At 72.2% G+C, this 21,262-nt stretch carries 18 protein-coding genes; 5 read left to right on the forward strand and 13 right to left on the reverse strand.

Going from position 1 to position 21,262, the window contains the following annotated elements; translation table 11 throughout:
* Positions 1 to 3: 3 nt before the first annotated feature.
* From ACQPZX_RS32835 to ACQPZX_RS32880, 10 genes are all read right to left on the reverse strand, one after another.
* A complete protein-coding gene (locus ACQPZX_RS32835) occupies positions 4 to 1,536 on the reverse strand; it encodes a hypothetical protein (RefSeq protein WP_433363822.1) in 1,533 nt (510 codons plus the stop codon).
* The gene (locus tag ACQPZX_RS32840; RefSeq protein ID WP_433363825.1) at positions 1,533 to 3,443 is read right to left on the reverse strand and encodes an AAA family ATPase; all 1,911 of its coding nucleotides are present in this window, start codon (positions 3,441 to 3,443) and stop codon (positions 1,533 to 1,535) included. Before ACQPZX_RS32840 ends, ACQPZX_RS32835 begins: the two co-directional genes overlap by 4 nt.
* Positions 3,431 to 4,633 carry a hypothetical protein gene (locus ACQPZX_RS32845; RefSeq protein ID WP_433363828.1) on the reverse strand — a complete coding sequence of 401 codons (1,203 nt, stop codon included), beginning with the start codon at positions 4,631 to 4,633 and terminating at the stop codon, positions 3,431 to 3,433. The genes ACQPZX_RS32840 and ACQPZX_RS32845 overlap by 13 nt, the downstream gene beginning before the upstream one ends.
* A complete protein-coding gene (locus ACQPZX_RS32850) occupies positions 4,630 to 5,244 on the reverse strand; it encodes a 4Fe-4S single cluster domain-containing protein (protein ID WP_433363831.1) in 615 nt (204 codons plus the stop codon). The genes ACQPZX_RS32845 and ACQPZX_RS32850 overlap by 4 nt, the downstream gene beginning before the upstream one ends.
* Positions 5,241 to 6,494 (reverse strand): protein kinase domain-containing protein, encoded by a 1,254-nt coding sequence (locus ACQPZX_RS32855; protein WP_433363834.1) that lies wholly within the window; start codon positions 6,492 to 6,494, stop codon positions 5,241 to 5,243. The genes ACQPZX_RS32850 and ACQPZX_RS32855 overlap by 4 nt, the downstream gene beginning before the upstream one ends.
* Positions 6,491 to 7,318 carry a PP2C family serine/threonine-protein phosphatase gene (locus ACQPZX_RS32860; protein WP_433363837.1) on the reverse strand — a complete coding sequence of 276 codons (828 nt, stop codon included), beginning with the start codon at positions 7,316 to 7,318 and terminating at the stop codon, positions 6,491 to 6,493. The genes ACQPZX_RS32855 and ACQPZX_RS32860 overlap by 4 nt, the downstream gene beginning before the upstream one ends.
* Positions 7,311 to 8,078 (reverse strand): vWA domain-containing protein, encoded by a 768-nt coding sequence (locus tag ACQPZX_RS32865; protein ID WP_433363840.1) that lies wholly within the window; start codon positions 8,076 to 8,078, stop codon positions 7,311 to 7,313. Before ACQPZX_RS32865 ends, ACQPZX_RS32860 begins: the two co-directional genes overlap by 8 nt.
* On the reverse strand, positions 8,075 to 8,971 hold the full coding sequence (locus tag ACQPZX_RS32870; protein WP_433363843.1) for a hypothetical protein: 897 nt from the start codon (positions 8,969 to 8,971) through the stop codon (positions 8,075 to 8,077). The genes ACQPZX_RS32865 and ACQPZX_RS32870 overlap by 4 nt, the downstream gene beginning before the upstream one ends.
* A gap of 113 nt (positions 8,972 to 9,084) precedes the next feature.
* A complete protein-coding gene (locus tag ACQPZX_RS32875; RefSeq protein WP_433363846.1) occupies positions 9,085 to 10,176 on the reverse strand; it encodes an NAD(P)H-dependent flavin oxidoreductase in 1,092 nt (363 codons plus the stop codon).
* Positions 10,166 to 11,776 (reverse strand): acyl-CoA synthetase, encoded by a 1,611-nt coding sequence (locus tag ACQPZX_RS32880; RefSeq protein ID WP_433363848.1) that lies wholly within the window; start codon positions 11,774 to 11,776, stop codon positions 10,166 to 10,168. Before ACQPZX_RS32880 ends, ACQPZX_RS32875 begins: the two co-directional genes overlap by 11 nt.
* A 112-nt stretch (positions 11,777 to 11,888) precedes the next feature.
* Between ACQPZX_RS32880 and ACQPZX_RS32885 the strand changes: the two genes are divergently transcribed.
* Positions 11,889 to 12,617 (forward strand): crotonase/enoyl-CoA hydratase family protein, encoded by a 729-nt coding sequence (locus ACQPZX_RS32885; protein ID WP_433385536.1) that lies wholly within the window; start codon positions 11,889 to 11,891, stop codon positions 12,615 to 12,617.
* Here the strand turns inward: ACQPZX_RS32885 and ACQPZX_RS32890 are convergent.
* Positions 12,614 to 14,152, reverse strand: coding sequence for an acyl-CoA synthetase (locus ACQPZX_RS32890; protein WP_433363851.1), 1,539 nt, complete (start codon positions 14,150 to 14,152; stop codon positions 12,614 to 12,616). The genes ACQPZX_RS32885 and ACQPZX_RS32890 overlap by 4 nt on opposite strands.
* An 80-nt stretch (positions 14,153 to 14,232) precedes the next feature.
* On the opposite strand from ACQPZX_RS32890, the gene ACQPZX_RS32895 reads away from it, so the two are divergent.
* The 3 genes from ACQPZX_RS32895 to ACQPZX_RS32905 are packed head-to-tail and all read left to right on the forward strand — an operon-like array spanning position 14,233 to position 17,395.
* Positions 14,233 to 15,177 carry a Zn-ribbon domain-containing OB-fold protein gene (locus ACQPZX_RS32895; RefSeq protein WP_433385539.1) on the forward strand — a complete coding sequence of 315 codons (945 nt, stop codon included), beginning with the start codon at positions 14,233 to 14,235 and terminating at the stop codon, positions 15,175 to 15,177.
* Positions 15,177 to 16,235 (forward strand): thiolase domain-containing protein, encoded by a 1,059-nt coding sequence (locus ACQPZX_RS32900; protein WP_433363853.1) that lies wholly within the window; start codon positions 15,177 to 15,179, stop codon positions 16,233 to 16,235. Before ACQPZX_RS32895 ends, ACQPZX_RS32900 begins: the two co-directional genes overlap by 1 nt.
* Positions 16,232 to 17,395, forward strand: a complete 1,164-nt coding sequence (locus tag ACQPZX_RS32905; RefSeq protein WP_433363856.1) for a thiolase domain-containing protein — start codon at positions 16,232 to 16,234, stop codon at positions 17,393 to 17,395. The genes ACQPZX_RS32900 and ACQPZX_RS32905 overlap by 4 nt, the downstream gene beginning before the upstream one ends.
* Here ACQPZX_RS32905 and ACQPZX_RS32910 read toward each other — a convergent pair.
* Positions 17,367 to 18,608: a cytochrome P450 gene (locus ACQPZX_RS32910; protein WP_433363859.1), complete on the reverse strand. Its 1,242-nt coding sequence runs from the start codon at positions 18,606 to 18,608 to the stop codon at positions 17,367 to 17,369. The genes ACQPZX_RS32905 and ACQPZX_RS32910 overlap by 29 nt on opposite strands.
* A 109-nt stretch (positions 18,609 to 18,717) precedes the next feature.
* On the opposite strand from ACQPZX_RS32910, the gene ACQPZX_RS32915 reads away from it, so the two are divergent.
* Positions 18,718 to 19,833, forward strand: coding sequence for a steroid 3-ketoacyl-CoA thiolase (locus ACQPZX_RS32915; RefSeq protein ID WP_433385542.1), 1,116 nt, complete (start codon positions 18,718 to 18,720; stop codon positions 19,831 to 19,833).
* Between the two features lie 16 nt (positions 19,834 to 19,849).
* Here ACQPZX_RS32915 and ACQPZX_RS32920 read toward each other — a convergent pair whose 3' ends face one another.
* Positions 19,850 to 21,151, reverse strand: a complete 1,302-nt coding sequence (locus ACQPZX_RS32920) for a polysaccharide biosynthesis protein (protein WP_433363862.1) — start codon at positions 21,149 to 21,151, stop codon at positions 19,850 to 19,852.
* Positions 21,152 to 21,262: the final 111 nt, after the last annotated feature.

Raw genomic sequence — 21,262 nt, forward strand, 5'->3', positions numbered from 1 at the left:
GGCTCAGACCCCGATCGCCGCCTTGATCGCGGTGCTCACCGCGGTGAGCGCCAGTTGCTCGGCGATCCCGAGCGCCCACTGACCCGCCCGGGCGAGGTGACGCCGCATCCCGGCCTCGTCGTTGCGGCTCGCCGCCTCCTGGGCCGCGGTCACCGCTTCCACGGTCTCCCGCTCCTCCGGCGAGCGGGCGGCCGCGCCGAGCACGTCGCGCAGCTCGGCCAGCTGTCCGGTGAGCTCCTTGAGGTCGCCGCCCACGGTCTGCTGGGCCTGCGCGTTCTCGATGCGGGCGTCGTTGCCGATGATGTTCGAGCTGACCGGCCCGTTGAAGTTGTAGTTGCTGGGCGACGACATGGCGTTTCCTCCCTGGCCGACGGCGTTGATCTCGATTCGTTTGATGTAGGCGAGCTGGGTGTTCAGCCCGTCGATCTCCTTGCGGAACGCCAGCTCCCGGTCGCAGCGCCGCAGCGTGTTCTGCAGCAGCATGTCGGTGTTCCCGTCGTCGGAGCGCTGCGTGATGATCCCGAGGTACGTGTTGCGGGCGGCCAGCCGCGCGGCCTGGTTCCAGTGGTTGCGGGCGGCCCGGACATGCTCGCGGCAGGCGGCCCACCGTCGCTCGTCGACGGCGAGCTCGGCGTTCACCCAGCTGAGCCAGCCGTTGACCCGGGCCAGTTCGGTCTCGTGCAGAGACTGGGCGTTGCGCGACGTCTCGCGGGCGACGGCCTCGTCGACGATGCGCTGGAAGTGTCCGACCGCGTCCCGGCCGGACACCACGGCGTCGCCGTAGTTGCCGTTCTGGGCCTCGCGCAGGGTCTCGACGAAGCTCTGCACGGCCTGGATGTAGCGGATGCCGTCGGCCAGATCACGGCGCAGCTCCTCGAACGTGGCGTCGTTCTTGTCCGCGGCCCGCTCGTGCTCCTGCTCGACCTCGACGAGCAGCTCGTCGAGCGCCACGTGCGTGCGGTCGAAGCTCTGGTAGGCGCCCTTGAAGTCGCCGGTCCGCATCTGCGCCAGGCCGGCCACCATCTGCCGGTTGCTCTCGGCCAGCGTGTACCGCAGCTCGCCGACCGGCTGCAGCGGCAGGTCGCTGAGCGCGAGCTGCCGGAAGCACTTCTTCGCCTCGCCGAGGTGGTCGCGGGCGACCTCGAAATCCCCGGCGAGCCGGCGTCGCTCGGCGCGGTTGGCGTACTGCTGCCCCTCCGCGAGCAGCACGTTGCCGGCCGCGGCGGCCCGGACGTAGGCGAGCTGCCGGCTGTAGTCGTCGTCGAGCCCGGGACGGCCCATCTCCCGCTCGGCGATGTCGCGCTGGGTCGTGTTCAGCACCACGAACTGGTCGAGCAGGGCGCCGGCCTCGGCGAAGCCGAACTCCTTCTGCCGCCGGGCCGCCTCCGCGCTGATCATGTCTTCCAGCGCGGCCTCGGCCCGGACGTACCGGTCGAAGTCGTCCCGGTCCAGCGCGGCCAGGTGCTCGTAGTACTCGACCTCGGCCAGCAGGCTGGCGAAGTCGTCCAGGCCGGACATCGGCGGCGGGGTGGTCATGGCGCCTCCGCCACGCCCAGCGCGTCGACCGCGAACGGCGGCGACGTGTCGCTGCGATGCACGATGATCCGGGTGCCCGGCGGCGGCTGGTTCTCGAGGATCCAGCGGTTGAGCGGGACCCGGACCCACTGCTCGAGCAGCGGGCTGCGGATCTGGCGGGCCCCGAGCGCGGCGCCGCGGCGGGCGATCTCCTCGACCACCGCCCGCCCGATGGCGATCCGGTCGAAGACCAGGTCGTAACCGCGGGCCTGGGCGGCCGTCATGATCTGGTCGAGGAACTTGTTGGTGATGTCGACGATCACGTTCTCCCGGAGCAGGTCGAAGACGACGATCCCGCTGCCGAGCCGGCCGAGCAGCTCGGGGCGGCCCAGCCGGGTGGTGAAGAAGTCGGCGACCGCCCGGTTGAAGTGCTCCTTGATGGCCTCGTACGACATGGCCGGATCGCTGAACGTGCGGCGGATGTCGCCGGCGCCGATGTTCGACGTGAAGATGACGATCGAGTGGGTGAAGTACGCCGTGCGCCCCTGCCCGTCGGTCAGCCGCCCGTCGTCGATGATCTGCAGGAACTTGTCCAGGATCTTCTCGTGCGCCTTGTCGATCTCGTCGAACAGCAGCACGCTGAACGGACGGTCGAGGACCCAGTTGGTCAGCGTGCCGCCGTGGTCGTGCCCCACGAACCCGGGTGGCGCCCCGGTAAGCCGTTCGCTGGCGTGCTCCTCGCTGTACTCGCTCATGTCGAAACGGCGCAGCGCGGACTCGTCGTCGAAGACCAGCTCGGCGAGCGCCTTGGCCAGCTCGGTCTTGCCCACGCCGGTCGGCCCGACGAAGAAGAAGACGCCCTTGGGCCGGGTGCCGGTCTGCTGGGCGTCGGAGACGAAGTCGAGCCCGACACGGGCGTTGACCAGCACGTCGGTGACCGCGCGGACGGCCGGGAGCTGGCCGATGACCCGGCGGGACAGCAGCTCCTCCGCCGACTTGATCTTGGCGATGTCGAGCTGTTCCCACGGGTCGTCGCGCAGCCCGAACCGATGCCGGGCGACCAGCCGGCGCGGCATGGACGGCGAGATGAGGGCCACCTGCGAGGTCACGCTGAGGGCGCCGATGTCGACGATCGTCATGCCGTCGGTCAGGTTGGCCAGCACCCGGATGGCGTTGTCCCGGGCCTCGTCGGTCATGGCGTCCGCCTGGTAGTAGGCGAGCAGGTTCTCCCGCAGGAACGCCGCCCGTTCCACGATCCCGGGCCGGTCGGCGAGCACCGTGGCGACGTGCGGGTTGTCGCGGCGCAGCCAGGCCGGCAGCGAGCCGAGGTCGCGCACGACGAAGACGATCGTGTTGTGGTGGCGCTGCTCGCCGGGCGGGGCGGCGGCGCCGGAGGCGAGCAGCCGGCGGACGTACGCCAGCTGCATCACGTGGTCGGCGCTGAGCTCGGACGCCGGCCCGACGATCAGGTCGGCCGACTCGATCACGACCACGCACGGCCGGTCCGGCTGGGCCATCAGCCGCAGCGCCAGCGCGAGCACGTCGACAGCGGTGCGCGGCTGCGCCTGCCCGGCCGCCAGCAGTTGCTGTTCGAGCAGGTCGGCGGAGGTGACCACACCATCGCGCCGGGGGCGGCTCCTGGGCACGCGAGCGCTGTCGCTCGCGGCGTCGCCGAGATGGCGCCGGACGAACTCGCGGCTCGCCTCGTTGTGGTAGGTCAGGCCGTCGACCATGTTGTACCGGACGATCACGTCGAAGCCGGCGACCGCGAGGAACTCCATCAGCGTGTCCGCGAACGGCTGATACCGGTCGTGCCAGCGAACCAGGTCGTCGACGTTGCCGTGGATCACCAGATGGCGGCGACGCTGGAGCTCGTGGTAGGCGCGGACCAGCCACGGCGCGCCGCGCGGCGCGGTCAGCGTGCCCATGGCTGCCCCTTCTGCTGTTTGACCTCCTCGGCGGACTGCCGCCGGACGACCACCCCGGGCGCCGCCGGCCGGTCCTGGCCCTCCCAGGAGACCGTGCTCAGCACGACGCCGTCGTGGACGGCGGAGGCCTGCAGCGCGTCGATCACCTCGACCAGCTGCGCGCAGGCCGCCTCGCCCCGGCCCTGCCGCTGCTCGCGCCGCAGCCGGTCGGAGTTGTAGAGCACGCGGTGATCGCTCTCGCGCGGCTCGACCACGACCGCCATCGTGTCCCCGCCGGCCCGGACCGCGCGCACCGCTATCGCGCCGTCGGCGTTCTCGGTCAGGCTGGCGCGGTCCACCGCGAACCCGACGTCCGGCAGCGCCTTGATCAGCGAGCCCAGGATCGCCCGGCGCTGGGTGATCTGGTCGATCGCGGCGTCCAGCGCCGCCTCGCTGGCGTCGAGCCGCTGCTCCAGCCGAGCGCAGAGCCGCAGCACGTCGGCGACCTCGCCGGCCGCGATCTGCCCGCGCAGCACGTCCAGCGCGTCGGCCGCCCGCTCGCCGTCGCGCACCCGCACCCGCGCCTCCCGGGCGTCGTCCGTCAGCGCGGTCAGCCGGGCGGCCAGCTCGCCGACCCGGGCGACGGCCTCGCGCCGCTTCCGGTCGTGCTCGCTGCGCCGCGCGATGGCCCGCTCGAGGTGCTGGCGCACGGTCGCTTCGACCTCGTCGACGGCGGCGGGACCCGGCGGGACGGGGGCGCGCAGGCGGGCGAGCCCGGTCTCCACCACGGCGGCGCCGACCGGGTCGAGGGCCAGCCGGCCCGGGCCGAAACCGGCAAGCTCGGCGGCGAGCACCGCGACGCGGTCCGGGTCGGGGCGGCCCCGCTGGGTGACCTCCGCCCGGTGCCGGCCGATCTGCCGCTCCGCGCCGTCCAGCATGCCGTCCGCCGCGGCCAGCGCGGCCGCGGTGGTGGCGCGGTCGATCGCGGAGAGCGCGTCGGCAAGCGTCTGGCGGACGTCGGGCGCCGTGGCCCGCCCGGCCAGCTCACGCTGCCGCTCGAGCGCCGCGGCCCGGGCCCGGGCGAACGCCCGGTCCCGTTCCCGCTCGACCGCGTCGGCGCGGCGCTTGCGGCGGGCGCTCTGCTCGCGCCGCAGCCGCTCGTGCACCTGCTGGCCGAGCTGGGCGAAGCTGTACTTGGGCGACCTGCTCACGGGCCCGCCACCCCGAGCGCCTCTTCCAGCCGTCCCCGGAAACCGCGCACCGGCGGCACCCCGAGCCAGGTCAGCGCTCCCGACCGGTCGATCTCGAACTGGAGGCCAACGCCGGCCTCCGGGCCGGAACCCAGCCCCCGGTGCCGGTCGGTCAGGACGTGGATCCGCTGGTTGGCCGAGCCGCGCCAGCGCAGATCGGCGTGCCGGTCCACCAGGTACGGCCCGTCGATCACCACATCCAGCAGGCCGAGCAGCCGGGTCTGTGCGGGCGTGCCGTGCCGGCGGAGGTGCTCGACGGTGTACCCGGTGTAGCTGAGCACCGACAGGTCACGGCGGGCACGAACCTGCTCGACCAGCGCGGCGAGCGCGGCGGCCTGGGCGAACGGTTCCCCGCCGGAGATCGTCAGCCCGTCGGCGGCCTCCCGCACGACCCGGTCGGCCAGCTCGCCGATGGGTGTCTCGTGTCCACCCTCGGCCGGGATCCATTGGGGACTGATGCACTCGCGGCAGCTCAGCGGGCACCCCTGCACCCAGATCGCGAACCGGGTGCCGGGCCCGAGCACCGTGCAGGACGGGTGCAGCGCGGCGACACGTACGGTGAAATCGGTCATCCCAGCGTCGACCCCACCCCGATGCAGAAAGCCAGCACCAGAAGCACGATCAGCACGATCGCCCAGACCGGGATCGGCTGCGACCGCTTGACGGGCAAGGGAGCCACGGCCGGGAACGCGCCGGTCGGCGAGGGCGGCGGCGGATAGGCCGAGAAGGCGGCGACCGCAAGGCGCCCGGACGGCACGACGCTGGGCACAGCAGCGACGGGCGCGACCCATCCCGCCGGCGGCGGGTACTGGTCGGCGTACCCGGCGGCGATCCGCGCGCACCACACGCACGAGGGCGCGGACCGGTGGTAGGCGTGCCGGGGGTTGTACCGGCAGCCCATCAGCTCGTACCCGGCCTGGTCGAGCTCGTGCGCCCAGGCCTGCCCGCCCGGGCGGCGGGCGGGATCGAGGAAGCCGTTCTCGAAGCATCCGCGGATGAGGTCCTGGATCCGGCCGGGCAGGATCTCGGCGGTCATCGCGTCCGGCGACGCCACCAGCCGCTCGGCCCGGGTCACCCGGTTGTTCTGCCGCTTGATGTTCTCCTCGACGCTGAGCGAGGGCGGCCGCTCGGTGGACACGCCGCCGAACGGGTGCTCGCCCTCCATCAGCAGCTCGCAGACCATCACGCCGAGCCCGAACAGGTCGTGTTCGCGGGTCAGCCCGGTGCCGTTGAGGACCTCCGGGGCCGCGTACTCCGGGGTGAACTTCTCGGCCCGGTACAGCGTGCCGGTCAGCGGATCGGTGAACTGCACGCCGTCGCAGTCGAGCAGCGTCACGTGGCCATGCCGGTCGACCAGCACGTTGGACGGGCTGACGTCGCCGACCACGACCCCGGCCGCGTGCAGCATGTCGAACAGCCGCCCGACGCGGGCCGCGATCGCGAAGGTCGTCCGCCAGGTCGGCTCGTCGAGGATCTCCATGCGGCGCAACGGATCGCGCAGCCGCAGCAGCGGGGTGCCGTCGATCCGCGGCAGCACCACGCCGCGCAGGTCGCCGTGCTCGTCCCGCAGCGAGGCCCGCGGCCAGGCGGTGTGCAGATGCTCCGGGCAATCGCCGCCCCAGGCGACCGGCGGCAGCCGGGTCAGCGCGTCCATCCGCGGTCCGAGCGCCGTGGCCCGGTCGAAGTCGGTGTAGATCTTGGCGCAGACGTGCGGCGAATCGGCAACCGGGTAGATCACGCCCTCGGCGCCGCTGCCGATCTCCTGGTCGACCAGGATCTGCACCCGGCGGCCGGTGGAGGTCCGAAGACTGAGCCTGGTCATCGCCGCACCGCCAGCACCATCGTCTTGTCGTCGCCGGAGGAGGCGGCGAACTCCCGGGACTGCAGTTTCCGGCTCAGCTCGGTGCCGTCGACGCCCGGAGCGCGGAACGCCGCGAAGTACGCGTCGAAGTCGGCCGGCGCGGTCAGCAGCCGCAGCCCGTCCGGCGACGGCGCGACATCGAGCATGCCGTCGATGAGGCCGTCGGTGCACAGCGCCAGCCCGACGACCGCCGGGTCGACGAGCACGCCGCAGCGCAGGTCGGCCTCCCGCCCGGGCGACGTCATGAACACCGTCTCGCTGGCGGTCTCGCGCCCCGACGGTGGCGCCAGCACCAGGTGCGAGCCGCCCGGTGCGCGCTCGACGACCAGAAACCCGTCGCCGACACAGACATAGGCGAAGTACGGCGGGTCGGCCACCACCGCGAGCAGCGTGGTGGCGAACTCGGTGCGGGCGGCGGTGTTCGCACCGGTCGCGGTCGGCCGGGCGCGCAGCGGCGTCAACTGGCGCTCGACCTGCTCGTCGAATTCCGCGAGACAGGCGCCCGCGAACACCTGTGCGGCACGCCGCCACTCGGCCAGCGAGCGCGGGGCGGTCACGAAGACACGGTTTGCGGCGTCCCGCGCGGCCTCCACCGACAGCCGCGACCCGAGCGCGGCCCTCGGCTGCGAGCCGGCCCCGTCGGCGACCGCGAGCAGATGCAGCGCGTCGCCGACCGCGCCGGTCCGCGCGCTGTCCTGGTTCTCCATCCCGACGCTGGCGTGGTTCGGGCCCGCCACGGAGGCGGCGATCACCCGCCAGCCCCGCTCCAAACGGCTGTCAGCCATCGTCCGCGGCGCCTTCCCGCTCGAGCCAGCGGCGCATCTCCTCGTTCTTGCGGTTGTCGCGCTGGAAGTGGTCGTAGATGACGTCGGCCGGCGCGTCGCGCGACTCCGCCTGCGCCGAGCCGATGCTGGTCGAGACCAGTCTCAGCACCTTGCTGAAGTCGGTGTCCTCGAGCAGGTACCAGGCCTTGGGGGCGAGCCCGGTGAGCACCTCCTGATCGGCGCCGCGCACGCCGAGCGCGAAGAACAGCAGGTGCTTGCCGGCCTCGTGCTGGCGCAGCATCGCGGCCACGTCCCGCCACCGGTCGGTCCGGTTGCCGTGCGGGTCGGTCGGCACCCCGTCGGTGATCAGATGCAGCATCGGCCGGTACGCGAGCCCGACGCCCTCGCTGGTCAGCTCGTTGCGCCGGACGCTGAGCACCTCCAGCGCGTACTGGATCGCCTCGACCATCGGGGTGACGCCGTCGGCCTCCAGCCGGGGCGGGTCGAAGTCGCGCAGCGGCACGTACGGGCGGGGCGTGTTGCCGCCGATCCGGCCGCTCGGGTCGATCGCCCGCACGTGGTCCTTGCCGAAGGTGATCATCGCGATCTCGCCGGACATCTGCAGCGAGTCGTTGCCGCGCAGCTCCTCGCACCACTTGCGGAGCGCGTCGTTGAGCTCGTCGATCGCCCCGGTCTGCCGCATCGAGGACGACGTGTCGAGCACCAGCGTGATCAGCGTGCGGTTGCGGGCCTGGCGGACGGGCAGGGCATCGACCGTCATGGCCGTACCTCCTCGATGACGTGATGCGAGACGACAAGGCCGTTCTTGCCCCGGTCCGGGCCGACCACGGTCAGTTCCTGCCCCGGGTACGCGCCGTCGGCGGGCTCGGCCAGGCTCGCCCACAGGACCACGCCGCCGGCGTCGACGTAGCCGCCACCCGGCCCGAAGTGGGTGCGGGCGACGACGCGGTGGCCGGCGGGCGGGATGGCGTCGGCCGGGAGAGGCTCGGGCCGGGGCGGCGACGGCTTGCGCGGCGAGGGCGGCGGCGCCGCGGCGCCCCGGTGAACGGGAGCGGCGGACATGTGTTGCACCGGCGGCGGTCCGGTGGCGGGTGCGGGCCTGGCGCCCGCCGGCCCCGAGTCGGGCGCGACCGAGCGCAGCTTGCGCGGGCCGGCCCGCAGCACGAAGAAGAAGGCAGCCGCAACAACGATGGCCATCACCAAACCCACCTTCGTGGCCGCGCCCCAGGCGAACGTGCCGTGCAGCGGTCGGACGTAGGTGGTCCCGTCGGCGTCCGCCGTGTCCTGGCCGTAGATCGTGTTCAGCGTGTCGCCGGTGTCGCCGTCGAGCACGACGCGCCGCTCGTGCTCATGAATGATCGGGCAGGAACGCGGCAGCCGGCGGTTCGTGCAATCGAACGGCTGCCCGGCGTAGGACCCGGGCGGTGGAATGAGGAGCAGTACGGATGACCCGTCGGTATCCTTCAATTGTTTCTGCAGCAATTGATCGTCGATATCCGGATAAGCCCGCAGGTTGACCACATCGGTATCCGTCCGCTGCGCCCGCGCGGCGCCGACGAGCAGCGGAGTCAGCACGACGACGACGCCCGCCAGCACGGCTACCAGGACCGTAATGGCCAGGGAGCGGAGGTGGTCGAGCGTCCGGTCTTCCATCCCGGAATTCTCGGCCCGAATAACCGGGGGCGTTTGGCGAGAGCAAGGTATTTGACAGCCGCGATAACCGGACGGTCAGCCCCGGCCGGATGATCGGACGAACGATTAAGTGACTAAACGAGCTTTCCCAGGCGGGTCAGGGTTTCGTCGGCCTCGGCGACCAGATCGGCCAGCACGTCGGCGACCGGGCGGACCGAGTTCATCCGGCCCACGATCTGGCCGACCGGCATCGGCACCACCGTCGGGTCGCCCGACTCCATGAGCCGGGTGTGCGCCTCCGCCACCAGCAGGTTCTGCAGCGGCATCGGCAGTGGCGACGGCGCCTCGGCCTCGTTCCAGGCGTCGGTCCAGCGGTTGCGCAGCAGGCGGGCCGGCTTGCCGGAGTAGATCCGGCTGCGCACGGTGTCCGAGGAACGGGCCTTCAGCAGCGCCTCCCGCAGCGCGTCCGTGCTGCGGTATTCCGCGGTGCCGAGCCAGACGGACCCCATCCACACGCCGCGGGCGCCCAGGGCCAGGGCCGCCGCGATCTGGCGGCCACTGCCGATGCCACCGGCCGCGAGCACCGGCACCGACTCCCCCACCGCGTCGACCACCTCGGGCACCAGCACCATGCTGGCGATCTCGCCGGTGTGGCCGCCGGCCTCGTAGCCCTGCGCCACCACGATGTCGACGCCGCTCGCGACGTGGCTGCGGGCGTGGTCGGCCCGGCCGGCCAGCGCGGCCACCACCAGGCCGTGCGCGTGCGCCTGGTCGATCACGTCGGGCGGCGGCGGGCCGAGCGCGTTGGCGATGAGCCGCGGCCGGTGGGTCAGCGCCACCTCCACGTGCGAGCGGGCGACCGAGTGCAGCCAGCCCAGCACCCCTTCTCGGCCGGAGGAGACGCCAAGCGGCGGCACGCCCAGGCGCAGCAGCGTCCGCTCGACGAAGTCGCGATGCCCTTCGGGGATCAGCTTGTCGAGGTCGGTTGCGACGCCCTCGGTCGGCACGTGGCTCGGCATCACCACGTCCACCCCGTACGGAAGGCCGTCGGTCTCCGCGTCGAGCCAGCTGAGCGCCTCGTCGAGCTCGGCGGGGTCGTTGTAGCGCACGCAGCCGAGCACCCCCAGGCCGCCGGCGCGGGTGATCGCGGCGACCACGTGCTCGGAAGGGCTGAAGCCGACGATCGGGTGCTCGATGCCGAGCCGCTCGCACAGCTCAGTCCGCATGGCTGACCTCCTCGGCCGGATGCCCGGCAGCGTGTTCGTGGGCCCATCGGTAGTCGGCCTTGCCGCTGATCGTCCGGTGGATCTCGTCGACCAGCCAGACCGCCCGGGGCACCTTGTATCCGGCAATCTGCTCGCGCAGGTGCTCCTCGACCGCGGCCAGGTCGAGCTTCGCGCCGGGGCGGGGCTGGACCAGCGCCGCAACGCGCTGCCCGAGCCGTTCGTCGGGCAGGCCGATGACCAGCGCGTCGAAGACGTCGAGGTGGGTCTTCAGGGCGCCCTCGACCTCCTCGGGGAAGACCTTCTCGCCTCCGGTGTTCACGCAGGTCGCGCCCCGCCCGAGCAGGGTGATCGTGCCGTCATCCTCGAGCCGGGCCAGGTCGCCGGGGAACGCGTACCGCACGCCGTCGACCTCGGCCAGCAGGGCTGCGGTCTTGACCGGGTCCTTGTAGTAGCCGAGCGGCAGATAGCCGCTCTTGGCCAGCCGGCCCACCTCTCCGGGCGGCACGGGCTTGCCGTCGTCGCCGAGCACGACCGTGGTCGGGCCGGGCATCACCCGCGGGTCCTCGACCGCGCCGCCGGGCACGTCGGCGACCACGCCGAGGCCGGTGAAGCCGGTCTCGGAGGCGCCGACCGCGTCGGTGACGAGCACGTTCGGCAGCAGATCCAGATATTGGCGCTTGACCACGGGAGAGAACAGCGCGCCGCTCGACGAGACGGCGCCCACCGAGGAGCCGTCATAGGAGCCTTGCGCGTACGCCTCGATGATGGGCCGGGCCATGGCATCGCCGATCAGCACCACCACGTTGACCCGGCGGCGATCGATCGTGCGCCAGACCTCGTCGGCGTCGAAGTGCGGCAGCATCACCACGGTGTCGCCGGCGAACAGCGCCATGAGCGCGGCCCATTGGGCGTTGCCGTGGATGAGAGGGGCCAGGCAGAGGCGCACCATCGGGTCGGCGCCGACCCCGCGCTGGGACTGCTGCCACTCGTCCTCGAGCGGGATGCCGGTCATGAAGTCGACGCCCCCGCCGAGCGCGCGCCACACATCCTCGTGCCGCCAGAGCACACCCTTCGGATAGCCGGTCGTGCCGCCGGTGTAGAGCAGGTAGATGTCGTCGGCCGAGCGCTCGCCGAAGTCCCGGCCGGGATCGCCGGCGGCGAGCGCGTCCGCGAGCAGCACCCCGTCGGCGTTTTCGTCGGAGCCGTCGGGCAGGGCCACCAGCGTGTGCGGGCCGGGCGAAGCGGCGAGGACCGCGGCGACCCGGGGCGCGAAACGACGGTCGTGGACCAGGGCCGCGAGCTCGGCGTCGGCGAAGAGGAATTGCAACTCGTTCTCGACATAGCGGTAGTTGACGTTGACGACCGCGGCCCGCAGCTTGTAGACGGCGATCATCGCCACCACGGCCTCGATCGAGTTGCCGGCGTACAGGCCGACGTGGTCGCCCGGGCGCACGCCGCGATCTTGCAGGAAGTGAGCCAGACGATTGGCGCGCTCCTCGAGCTCGGCATAGGTGATCGCCTGCTCGCCGAAGCACACGGCGGTCCGGTCCCCGAAGGCGTCGACCGCGTGCTCGAACAGGTCCGCAATATTTGCCGCCATCACCAGAAAGTAGAACCTGTTATTGTTCGTGACAAGCCCCAGAATCACCGCAGGAGGCGTCGTGGAACCGCATGCCCTCGTCGAGCAACGTGGACCGATCCTGATCGTCACGATGAACCGGCCGCAGGTCCGCAACGCGCTCTCCGCCGAGATGATGGCCATCATGCGCGACGCCTGGGATCGGGTCGACAACGATCCGGAGATCCGGGTTGCCGTGCTCACCGGCGCGGGCGGCGCGTTCTGCGCGGGCGCCGACCTCAAGGCGATGACCCAGTCCCACCCCGGCGACAACTTCAACGGCTCCGACCTGTCGCGCATCGACGCCTTGCTCAAGGGGCGGCGGCTCTCCAAGCCGCTGGTGGCCGCGGTGGAAGGGCCGGCGGTGGCCGGCGGCACCGAGATTCTTCAAGCCACCGACGTACGGGTGGCGGGCGCGAGCGCTCGGTTCGCGGTCTCCGAGGCGCGGTGGGGCCTGTTCCCGCTGGGTGGCTCGGCGGTGCGGCTGGTGCGGCAGATCCCGTACACGATCGCCGCCGAGATGCTCCTGACCGGCCGCCAGTTGAGCGCCGACGAAGCTCACCGCGTGGGGCTGATCGGCCACGTCGTGCCGGACGGCCAGGCCCGGGAGAAGGCGCTCGAACTGGCCGGCGCGATCGCCGCGAACGGTCCGGTCGCGGTGCAGGCGATCCTCCGTACGATAAGGGAAACCGAAGGCATGGCCGAGAACGACGCCTTCGCCGTGGAGTCCCGGATCGGTATGGCGGTGTTCCGTAGCGCCGACGCCAAGGAGGGACCGCGCGCCTTCGTCGAGAAGCGCGCGCCGCAGTTCCAGGGCCGCTAAATGGCTCGCTCGCGCCCCGCCCAGTAGGGGTCGCGCAACAGTCTCTTGTAGAGCTTGCCGTTCGGGTCGCGGGGCAGCTCGTCCACATAGTCGACGCTGCGCGGCAGCTTGAACTTCGCCAGCCGCCCGGCCAGGAACGCCAGCAGCTCGCCGGTCAGCTCGGGCCCGGCCTGCACGCCCGCCTCGGGCTGCACGACCGCCTTGATCTCCTCGCCCCACTCCTCGTGCGGGATGCCGAAGACCGCGACGTCGGCGACCGCCGGATGCACGGCGAGCTCGTTCTCGATCTCGGCGGGGTACACGTTGACGCCGCCCGAGATGATGATGTCGCTCTTGCGGTCGCACAGATACAGGTAGCCCTCGTCGTCGAGGTAGCCGATGTCGCCGACCGTGAACATGCGGCCGCGCCAGGACTCGCGGGTCTTCTCGGGGTCGCCGAGGTATTCGAAGGTGGCGTCGCCCATCTGCAGGTACACCGTCCCCGGCTGGCCGGCCGCGGCGTCGTTGCCCTCCGGGTCGAGCACCCGCACGCGCGAGCCGGGCCAGGCCTGTCCGACCGAGCCGGGCCGGTCGAGCCAGTCGGCCGCGGTGATGAGCGTGCCGCCGCCCTCGCTGGCCGCGTAGTACTCCAGCACCACCGGGCCCCACCAGTCGAGCATGCGGCGCTTGACCTCGTGCGGGCACGGCGCCGCGCCATGGATCATCACGCGCATCGAGGACAGGTCGTAGGCGCCGCGGACGTCGTCGGGCAGGGCCAGCAGGCGGCGGAACTGGGTCGGCACCATGTGGCTGTGGGTGACCCGGTGGCGCTCGATGAGCCGGAGCATCTCGTGCGGGTCCCAGCGGTCCATCACCACGACGGAGTGGCCGAGCTGCAGCGAGATGACGGCGAAGTTCATCACGGCGGTGTGGTAGAGCGGCGAGCAGCAAAGGTGGACGTTCCCATCGAAGGGCTTGAGACCGAAAAGGCCGAAGAACCACAGAGACACCGGGGGTACGTCGTCGGGGTCGAGCCCGGTGAGCGGCCGGCGCACGCCCTTGGGCCGCCCCGAGGTGCCGGAGGTGTAGACCATCAGCGCGCCGGCCGTGCGGGGCTCGGGCCTGTTGTCGCCGGCTCCGAGACTCGCGAGCGGCGGGAATCCCGGCACCTCGCCCACCGAGAACACGGCCGGCACTCCGGCTTGTGCGGCCGCGTCCGCGGCTGCCGCGGCGAAGCGCTCGTGCGCTATGAACACCTTGGCGCCGCTGTCGCGCAGGATGTAGGCGATCTCGGCGGCGGTCAGGTGCCAGTTGAGCGGCACCGAATACAGCCCGGTCTCGAGCGTCGCGAACTCGACGGCGAGCAGGTCGGCGCCGTTCGGCAGCAGCATCGCCACGGTGTCGCCGGCCGCCAGCCCGAGCGCCTGGAGACCACGCCCGATCCGGTCGGCCTCGGCGGCCAGCTCGCCGTAGGTGACGGTGCGGCCGTCCGGGTCGACGACCGCGGTCAGTCCCGGCTCCTCGCGCGCGATGTTCCACAGCCCGACGCTCGTCATGGCCGCCACTCTATAACGCGTTCTAGTTACTGAGAAGCGGCCGCTCGCGCGCTTGCCGCCTGAAGTTAGAACGTGTTTCACTGACTGGCGTGGAAGCGCCGCTGGTCATCGAGTTCGACTACACCCGATCGCTCGGCCCGGTACTCGGCCGGTTCATGACCGCGCTGCGCGAGGGCCGGGTGCTCGGCAGCCGCACCGCGGACGGACGGATCCATGTGCCCCCGCTCGAGTACGACCCAGTGACCCACGCCGCGGTGACCGAGCTCGTCGACGTCCAGCCGACCGGCACGGTGGCGAGCTGGACCTGGACCGACCGGCCGCTCGACGGCCAGCCCCTCGACCGGCCCTTCGGCTGGGCGCTGATCCGGCTCGACGGCGCCGACACCGCCCTGCTGCACGCCGTGGACGCGGGCGCGCGCGAGGAGATGCACACCGGCATGCGGGTCCAGATCCGGTGGGCATTTTCGAGAAAAGGGCACATCAGCGATATCGAGTGCTTCGAACCGCTGTCCCCGCCGGCCGCCGGTCCTTCCGCGGATGCCGGTGAGCCGGTCACCATCATGACGACGCCGATCCGGTTGGCCTACACGCACACCACCTCCGACGACGAGAGCCGCTACCTGCGCGCGCTGGCCGAGGGACGGCTGCTGGGGCAGCGCTGCCCGGTCTGCCGCAAGGTCTACGTGCCGCCGCGGGTCTGCCCCGCCGACGGCGTGCCGACCGAGGAGGAGGTGGCGGTCCACGACCACGGCACGGTCACCACCTTCTGCGTCGTCAACGTGCCGTTCGCGGGGCAGCGCCTGGAACCGCCGTACGTGGTCGCCCAGATCCTGCTGGACGGCGCCGACATCCCGATTCCGCATTTGATCCTCGGCCTGCCGGCGGAAGACGTGCGGATGGGCATGCGGGTGGCCGCGGTCTGGCGCGAACGCGAGAAATGGACGACCACGCCCGAGAACATCGCGCACTTCCGGCCCACCGGCGAGCCCGACGCCCCCTACGAGTCCTACAAGGACCACCTGTGATGGATGAGAACGTCGCCGTCATCGGCTTCGCCCAGGCCCCCAACCTCCCGTCGGCCGGCACCACCAGCGGAGTCGAGACCCTGGTGCCGGTCTTTCAGCAGGCGCTCACCTCGGCCGGCCTCGACCGGCGCGACATCGACTTCTGGTGCTCCGGCTCATCCGACTACCTGGCCGGCCGCGCGTTCAGCTTCGTCAACGCGGTCGACGCGATCGGGGCGTACCCGCCGATCTGCGAGTCCCACGTGGAGATGGACGCGGCGTGGGCGTTCTACGAGGCCTACGTGAAGATCCTGGCGGGCGAGGCGAAGACCGCGCTCGTGTACGGCTTCGGCAAGGCGTCCGCCGGCGAGTTGCGCCGCGTGCTCGCGCTGCAGCTGGACCCGTACGTGTCCGCGCCTCTTTGGCCCGACTCGGTGAGCATCGCCGCGCTGCAGGCCCGCTTCGCGCTCGACGCCGGGATCGTCACCGAGCAGGCGATGGCCGAGGTGGCGGCCCGCAGCCGGGCCGACGCCATCGACAATCCGTACGCCCAGGTGTCCGGCCGGGACGCGTCCGGTGACCTGCTCGCCGGACCCTATGTCGCCGACCCGCTGCGCAAGCACGACTGCGCGCCGGTCTCGGACGGCGCGGCCGCGCTGGTGCTGGCGGCCGGCGACCGCGCCCGCGAGCTGTGCGAGCGACCGGCCTGGATCACCGGCCTGGCGCACCGGATCGACCCGCAGGGCCTCGGCGAGCGCGACCTCACCGCGGTGCCCTCGGCGACCGACGCGGCCGACGCGGCCGGCCTGCCCGACGACCTCGACCTGATCGAGCTGCACGCGCCGTTCACCCATCAGGAACTGCTCCTGCGCGCGGCGCTCGGCCTGAGCGACCGGGTCCGGATCAGCCCCTCCGGCGGCGCGCTCTGCGGCAACCCGATGTTCTCGGCCGGGCTGGCCCGGATCGGCACCGCCGCCGAGCAAGTGATGTCCGGGCGAGCACGGAAAGTCGCCGGCCACGCCACCAGCGGGCCGGCCCTGCAACAGAACCTCATCTGCGTGATGGAGGCGGAGTCGTGAGACGAGCGGCCGTGCTGGGCACCGGGCAGACGCACCACCGCACGCGGCGCACCGACGTGTCGATGGCCGGGCTGTGCCGGGAGGCGATCGACCGGGCGCTCGCCGACGCCGGCATCGACTGGCCGCAGATCGACGCGGTGGTGCTGGGCAAGGCGCCCGACCTGTTCGAGGGCGTGATGATGCCCGAGCTGTTCCTCGCCGATGCGCTCGGCGCCTCCGGCCGGCCGCTGCTGCGGGTGCACACGGCCGGCTCGGTCGGCGGCGCCACCGCGATCGTGGCGACCAGCCTGATCCGGGCGGGCGTGCACCGGCGGGTGCTGGCGGTCGCGTTCGAGAAGCAGTCGGAGTCCAACGCGATGTGGGCGCTGTCGATCCAGCCGCCGTTCACCGCGCCGATCGGGGCCGGGGCCGGTGGCTACTTCGCCCCGCACATTCGCTCCTACATCCGGCGCTCGCACGCGCCCGGGCACATCGGCGCGCTGGTCGCGGTCAAGGACCGGCGCAACGGCGCGCTCAACCCCTACGCCCACCTCCGCCAGCCCGACATCACCCTCGAGTCCGTGCAGGCGTCACCGATGCTGTGGGATCCGATCCGGTACGACGAGACGTGCCCCTCCTCCGACGGCGCGTGCGCGGTCGTCATCGGCGACCAGTCCGCGGCCGAGTCCTCCTCGCGACCGGTGGCGTGGATCCGGGCGACCGCGATGCGCACCGAGCCGACCTTCTTCGCCGGCAAGGACCACGTGAACCCGCGCGCCGGCGCCGAGGCGGCCCAGGCGCTGTGGCACGCGGCCGGCATCACCGACCCGCTCGACGAGGTCGACGCCGCCGAGATCTACGTGCCGTTCTCCTGGTTCGAGCCGATGTGGCTGGAGAACCTGGGCTTCGCCGAGGCCGGGCACGGCTGGAAGCTCACCGAATCGGGCGAGACCCGGATCGGCGGGCGGCTGCCGGTCAACCCGTCGGGCGGGGTCATGTGCTCCAACCCGATCGGCGCCTCCGGCATGCTGCGCTTCGCCGAGGCGGCCATGCAGGTGATGGGCCGCGCCGGCGAGCATCAGGTGGCCGGGGCGCGGGTGGCGCTCGGTCACGCGTACGGTGGCGGATCTCAGTTCTTCTCGATGTGGGTCGTCAGCGATAGCGCACCGGCAAGTGCTTGATGCTGTTGAGCCAGCCGGAGCGCAAGCGCTCGGCCGGGCCGGCCAGGCTGATGCCGGGCATGTGGTCGGCGATCGCGTTGAAGATGAGGTCGATCTCGAGCCGGGCCAGGTTGGCGCCGAGGCAGAAATGCGCGCCGCTGCCGCCGAAGCCGAGATGCGGATTCGGACTGCGGGTGATGTCGAAGTTCTCCGGGTGGTCGAAGACCTCCTCGTCGAAGTTCGCCGAGCCGTAGAAGAGCGCGACCCGCTGGCCCTTGGCGATCTGCTGGCCGCCGAGCTCGACATCGCGGGTCGCGGTGCGCTGGAAGACGTTCACCGGGGTGCCCCAGCGGACGATCTCGTCGACCGCGGTGCGCGGGCGGCTCGCCTTGAACGCCTCCCACTGCTCGGGGTGCTCGAGCAGGGCCAGCATGCCGTGCGAGATGGCGTTGCGGGTGGTCTCGTTGCCGGCCACGGCCAGCATCAGCACGAAGAACCCGAACTCGTCGGATGACAGGTGCTCGCCGCCGATCTCGGCCTGCACCAGGGTGCTCACGATGTCGTCGCGCGGGCACGCCTGCCGGTCCTCGGCCATCTTCATGGCGTAGCCGAGCAGCTCCATCGCGGGCTCGAGCGGATCGCCGACGTTGCGGTACTCCGGGTCGTCGTAGCCGATCATCGCATTCGACCAGTCGAACACGTTGCGCCTGTCCTCCTGCGGCACGCCGAGCAACTCGGCGATCGCCTGCAGGGGCAGCTCGCAGGCGATCTCGGTGACGAAGTCGCCACCGCTGCCGTCGCCGGCCTCGCTCGCCTCACCGACGATCCGCTCGGCCCGGGTCTGCAGGGCCGCGCGCAGGCTGTTGATCGCCCGCGGGGTGAAGCCGCGGGACACGATCGCGCGCTGCTGAGTGTGCTGCGGCGGGTCCATGTTGAGCATCACGTACCGCTGCATCTCGATGCGGTCGCGCGGCATGTCCGACTGGAACCGGACGATCGCGGTGTTTTCCCAGCTGGAGAACGTCTCGCTGTCGCGCGACACGGCCATCACATCGGCGTGCCGGGTCACCGCCCAGTAGCCGTCGTCGTCGAAGCCGGCGCTCCCGCGCTCCTGCGGGATCCACCAGACCGGGGCATGGCGCCGCAACTCGGCGAACTCCGCGTGCGGGATGCCGTGGACGCAGATCTCCGGATCGGTGAAGTCGAAACCGGCGGGGATACGGGGCTCAGCCACGGCTCCTCCTACAGAAACAGGTTCTACCGATTCAAGCACGCACAAGCCCCCAGCGGTATGCCTGCTGTGCTTTGATATAAGAACACGTTCTATGAACGGGAGGGTCGCCGTGGGCGTACCGGTGATCGTCGACGCGGTCCGCACGCCCATCGGCCGCCGCGGCGGCGTGCTGTCCGGCCTGCACCCCGCCGAGCTGCTCGGCACGGCGCAGCACGGGCTGCTCGACCGCGCCGGCCTCGACCCGGGCCTCGTCGAACAGGCGATCGGCGGCTGCGTCACCCAGGGCGGGGAGCAATCCAACAACATCACGCGTACGGCGTGGCTGCACGCCGGACTGCCGTACACGACCGGATGCGCCACCATCGACGCGCAATGCGGCTCCGCGCAGCACGCCACCCACCTGATCGCCGGCCTGATCGCGGCGGACGCCATCGAGGCCGGCGTGGGCTGCGGGGTCGAGTCGATGAGCCGCGTCCCGCTGCGCGCCAACCTGGGTGACGCCGGCCTCCCCCGCCCCGACTCGTGGGACATCGACCTGCCCAACCAGTACGTGGCGGCCGAGCGGATCGCCGACCGGCGCGGGCTGACCCGCCAGGATCTGGACGCCTTCGGCGTGCGCTCACAGGCCAACGCCGCGCGCGCCTGGCAGGAGGGCCGCTTCCAGCGCGAGGTGATCCCGGTCGGCGACGTCGACCGCGACCAGGGCCTGCGGGAGACCACCATGGAGGGTCTGTCCGGGCTGCGGCCGGTGCTGCCCGACGGCCGGCACACCGCGGGCACCTCGTCACAGATCTCCGACGGCGCCGCCGCGGTGCTGCTGATGGAGGCCGACCGCGCGCAGGCCCTCGGATTGCGGCCGCGGGCCCGGATCCTGGCCCAATGCCTGGTCGGCGCCGAGCCCTACTACCACCTGGACGGCCCGATCGCGGCCACCGACCGCGTCCTGGCCCGCACCGGCATGAAGATCCAGGACGTCGACGTGGTCGAGGTGAACGAGGCCTTCGCCAGCGTCGTCCTCAGCTGGCTGAGCGTGCACCAGGCCGACCCGTCGCGGGTCAACGTGAACGGCGGCGCGATCGCCCTCGGCCATCCCGTTGGCAGCACCGGCGCGAGGCTGATCGCCACGGCCCTTCACGAGCTCGAGCGCTCGGGTGGAGGAACGGCGCTGGTCACCATGTGCGCCGGAGGCGCGATGTCCACGGCGACCATCATCGAGCGGATGTGAGCCCCCGCCGCCTTGGTCACGCCAAGGCCGGTCGTTTGCGCCGCCACACCGCGGCGCCGGTGACCAGCGCACTTGCCGCCGCGGCGCCGACGGCGCACGCGAGCAGCTCGCCCACGGTGCCCGGCCGGACTATTGCGGCGACGATCGCCAGGCCCGCCACCACGGCCCACACACCCACGGCCGGGCGGCGGGCACGGTCGGCGATCAGCGCATTGATGAAGAAGACGGTAACGGCGTACAAGGCGCCGACCAGCACGAAGTACGGCGCGAGCTCGCCGATCCGGGCGTATCCGTCGCCGCCGACCGCGCGCACGAGCAGATCGCCGGCGACGGCCGCGCCCCCGACCAGCGCGGCGCCGGCCGCCACGACCAAAGCGAGGCCGACGCGCAGGGCAGCGCCGCCCCGGACCAGCCTCGGCAGGGCCACGATCGTGACCACCTGCGGGCCCCAGATCGCGGCCCTGGTGAGCACGGCGCCCACCGCATACGCCCCGGACTCGCCGGGTGGCAGCAGCCGCCGGGCGAGGATGAGATCGGCGTAGGAGGCCACCAGGATGGCCAGCGAGGCACTCGCCGCCGCGAACACCGCCCGCCCACGCAGCGCGCCGGGCGCCGCTTCAGTCGCCGAACTCGTCACGCCGGCCGCCTCGATGCCGGGTGTCTCGGCGTCCGGCAACGCGGTGGCAAGCGACGCGGTGCCGTTGGCGCGGAGCAGCCACGAGAGCGTCGGCGGGACCAACCACGCCGCCAGCGCGCCGAGCGCGAAGGTCCCGGTCAGCCCGAGGCCGGCCACCAGACCGACGAGCACCCCGGCGTATCGACCGAAGGCCAGCGCCACCGTCCCGACGGCCAAGCGACCGAAGCGCTCGCCGCCCTGGAGCACGCCGAGCGGCCAACCGGCAAGCACCGCCGGAACGGTCATCGCGGCCAGCATCGGTGGCACGCCCACCGGCAGACGCAGCGACACTGCCAGCACGGGCGCGGCCAGCAGCACCACTCCCCCGCACATCAGCGCCGTGAGCCACGCCTGCCGAGCCACCGAGCCCGGCCCACTCGCGCGCGTCGCCGCGGCCTTCCCGCCCGCGCGGGCCACCGCGACGGCGACGGCGGTTTGCAGGCCGATGCCGGGCATGGTTGCGATCGCCACCAGCGCCAGCGCCGCTGCCAGCGCGCCCAGGTCGGCCGGGGCCAGGCGGCGGGCGCCGAGTGCCGGTGGCAGGTATGCCAGCAGGTTGGCGGCCGCGGTGGCTGCGGTGACGGCGAGGCCCGCGCGGCCGAGAGCGGTGAGGGAGCCGCGAATGCCCGGGGAAGAATCCACTGTGCCTCCACCGTCGTTGCGTGACGCGGGGCCCGATCGTGCCGACAGCGTAGCGCTCGTTGACGGTCCTCCCGACCGGCGGCAGCGGTTGCTTCTCTACGGCTGCGCGGT

Origin of the sequence: Actinoplanes sp. CA-142083 (assembly GCF_050942195.1) — a bacterium.
GTDB lineage: Bacteria > Actinomycetota > Actinomycetes > Mycobacteriales > Micromonosporaceae > Actinoplanes.

Excerpts from the sequence above, each read along its gene's own strand:
- ACQPZX_RS32835 (WP_433363822.1), bottom strand. The coding sequence starts at position 1,536 with ATGACCACCCCGCCGCCGATGTCCGGCCTGGACGACTTCGCCAGCCTG.
- ACQPZX_RS32840 (WP_433363825.1), bottom strand. The coding sequence starts at position 3,443 with ATGGGCACGCTGACCGCGCCGCGCGGCGCGCCGTGGCTGGTCCGCGCC.
- ACQPZX_RS32850 (WP_433363831.1), bottom strand. The coding sequence starts at position 5,244 with ATGACCGATTTCACCGTACGTGTCGCCGCGCTGCACCCGTCCTGCACG.
- ACQPZX_RS32855 (WP_433363834.1), bottom strand. The coding sequence starts at position 6,494 with ATGACCAGGCTCAGTCTTCGGACCTCCACCGGCCGCCGGGTGCAGATC.
- ACQPZX_RS32860 (WP_433363837.1), bottom strand. The coding sequence starts at position 7,318 with ATGGCTGACAGCCGTTTGGAGCGGGGCTGGCGGGTGATCGCCGCCTCC.
- ACQPZX_RS32865 (WP_433363840.1), bottom strand. The coding sequence starts at position 8,078 with ATGACGGTCGATGCCCTGCCCGTCCGCCAGGCCCGCAACCGCACGCTG.
- ACQPZX_RS32870 (WP_433363843.1), bottom strand. The coding sequence starts at position 8,971 with ATGGAAGACCGGACGCTCGACCACCTCCGCTCCCTGGCCATTACGGTC.
- ACQPZX_RS32875 (WP_433363846.1), bottom strand. The coding sequence starts at position 10,176 with ATGCGGACTGAGCTGTGCGAGCGGCTCGGCATCGAGCACCCGATCGTC.
- ACQPZX_RS32880 (WP_433363848.1), bottom strand. The coding sequence starts at position 11,776 with ATGGCGGCAAATATTGCGGACCTGTTCGAGCACGCGGTCGACGCCTTC.
- ACQPZX_RS32885 (WP_433385536.1), top strand. The coding sequence starts at position 11,889 with ATGAACCGGCCGCAGGTCCGCAACGCGCTCTCCGCCGAGATGATGGCC.
- ACQPZX_RS32890 (WP_433363851.1), bottom strand. The coding sequence starts at position 14,152 with ATGACGAGCGTCGGGCTGTGGAACATCGCGCGCGAGGAGCCGGGACTG.
- ACQPZX_RS32900 (WP_433363853.1), top strand. The coding sequence starts at position 15,177 with ATGGATGAGAACGTCGCCGTCATCGGCTTCGCCCAGGCCCCCAACCTC.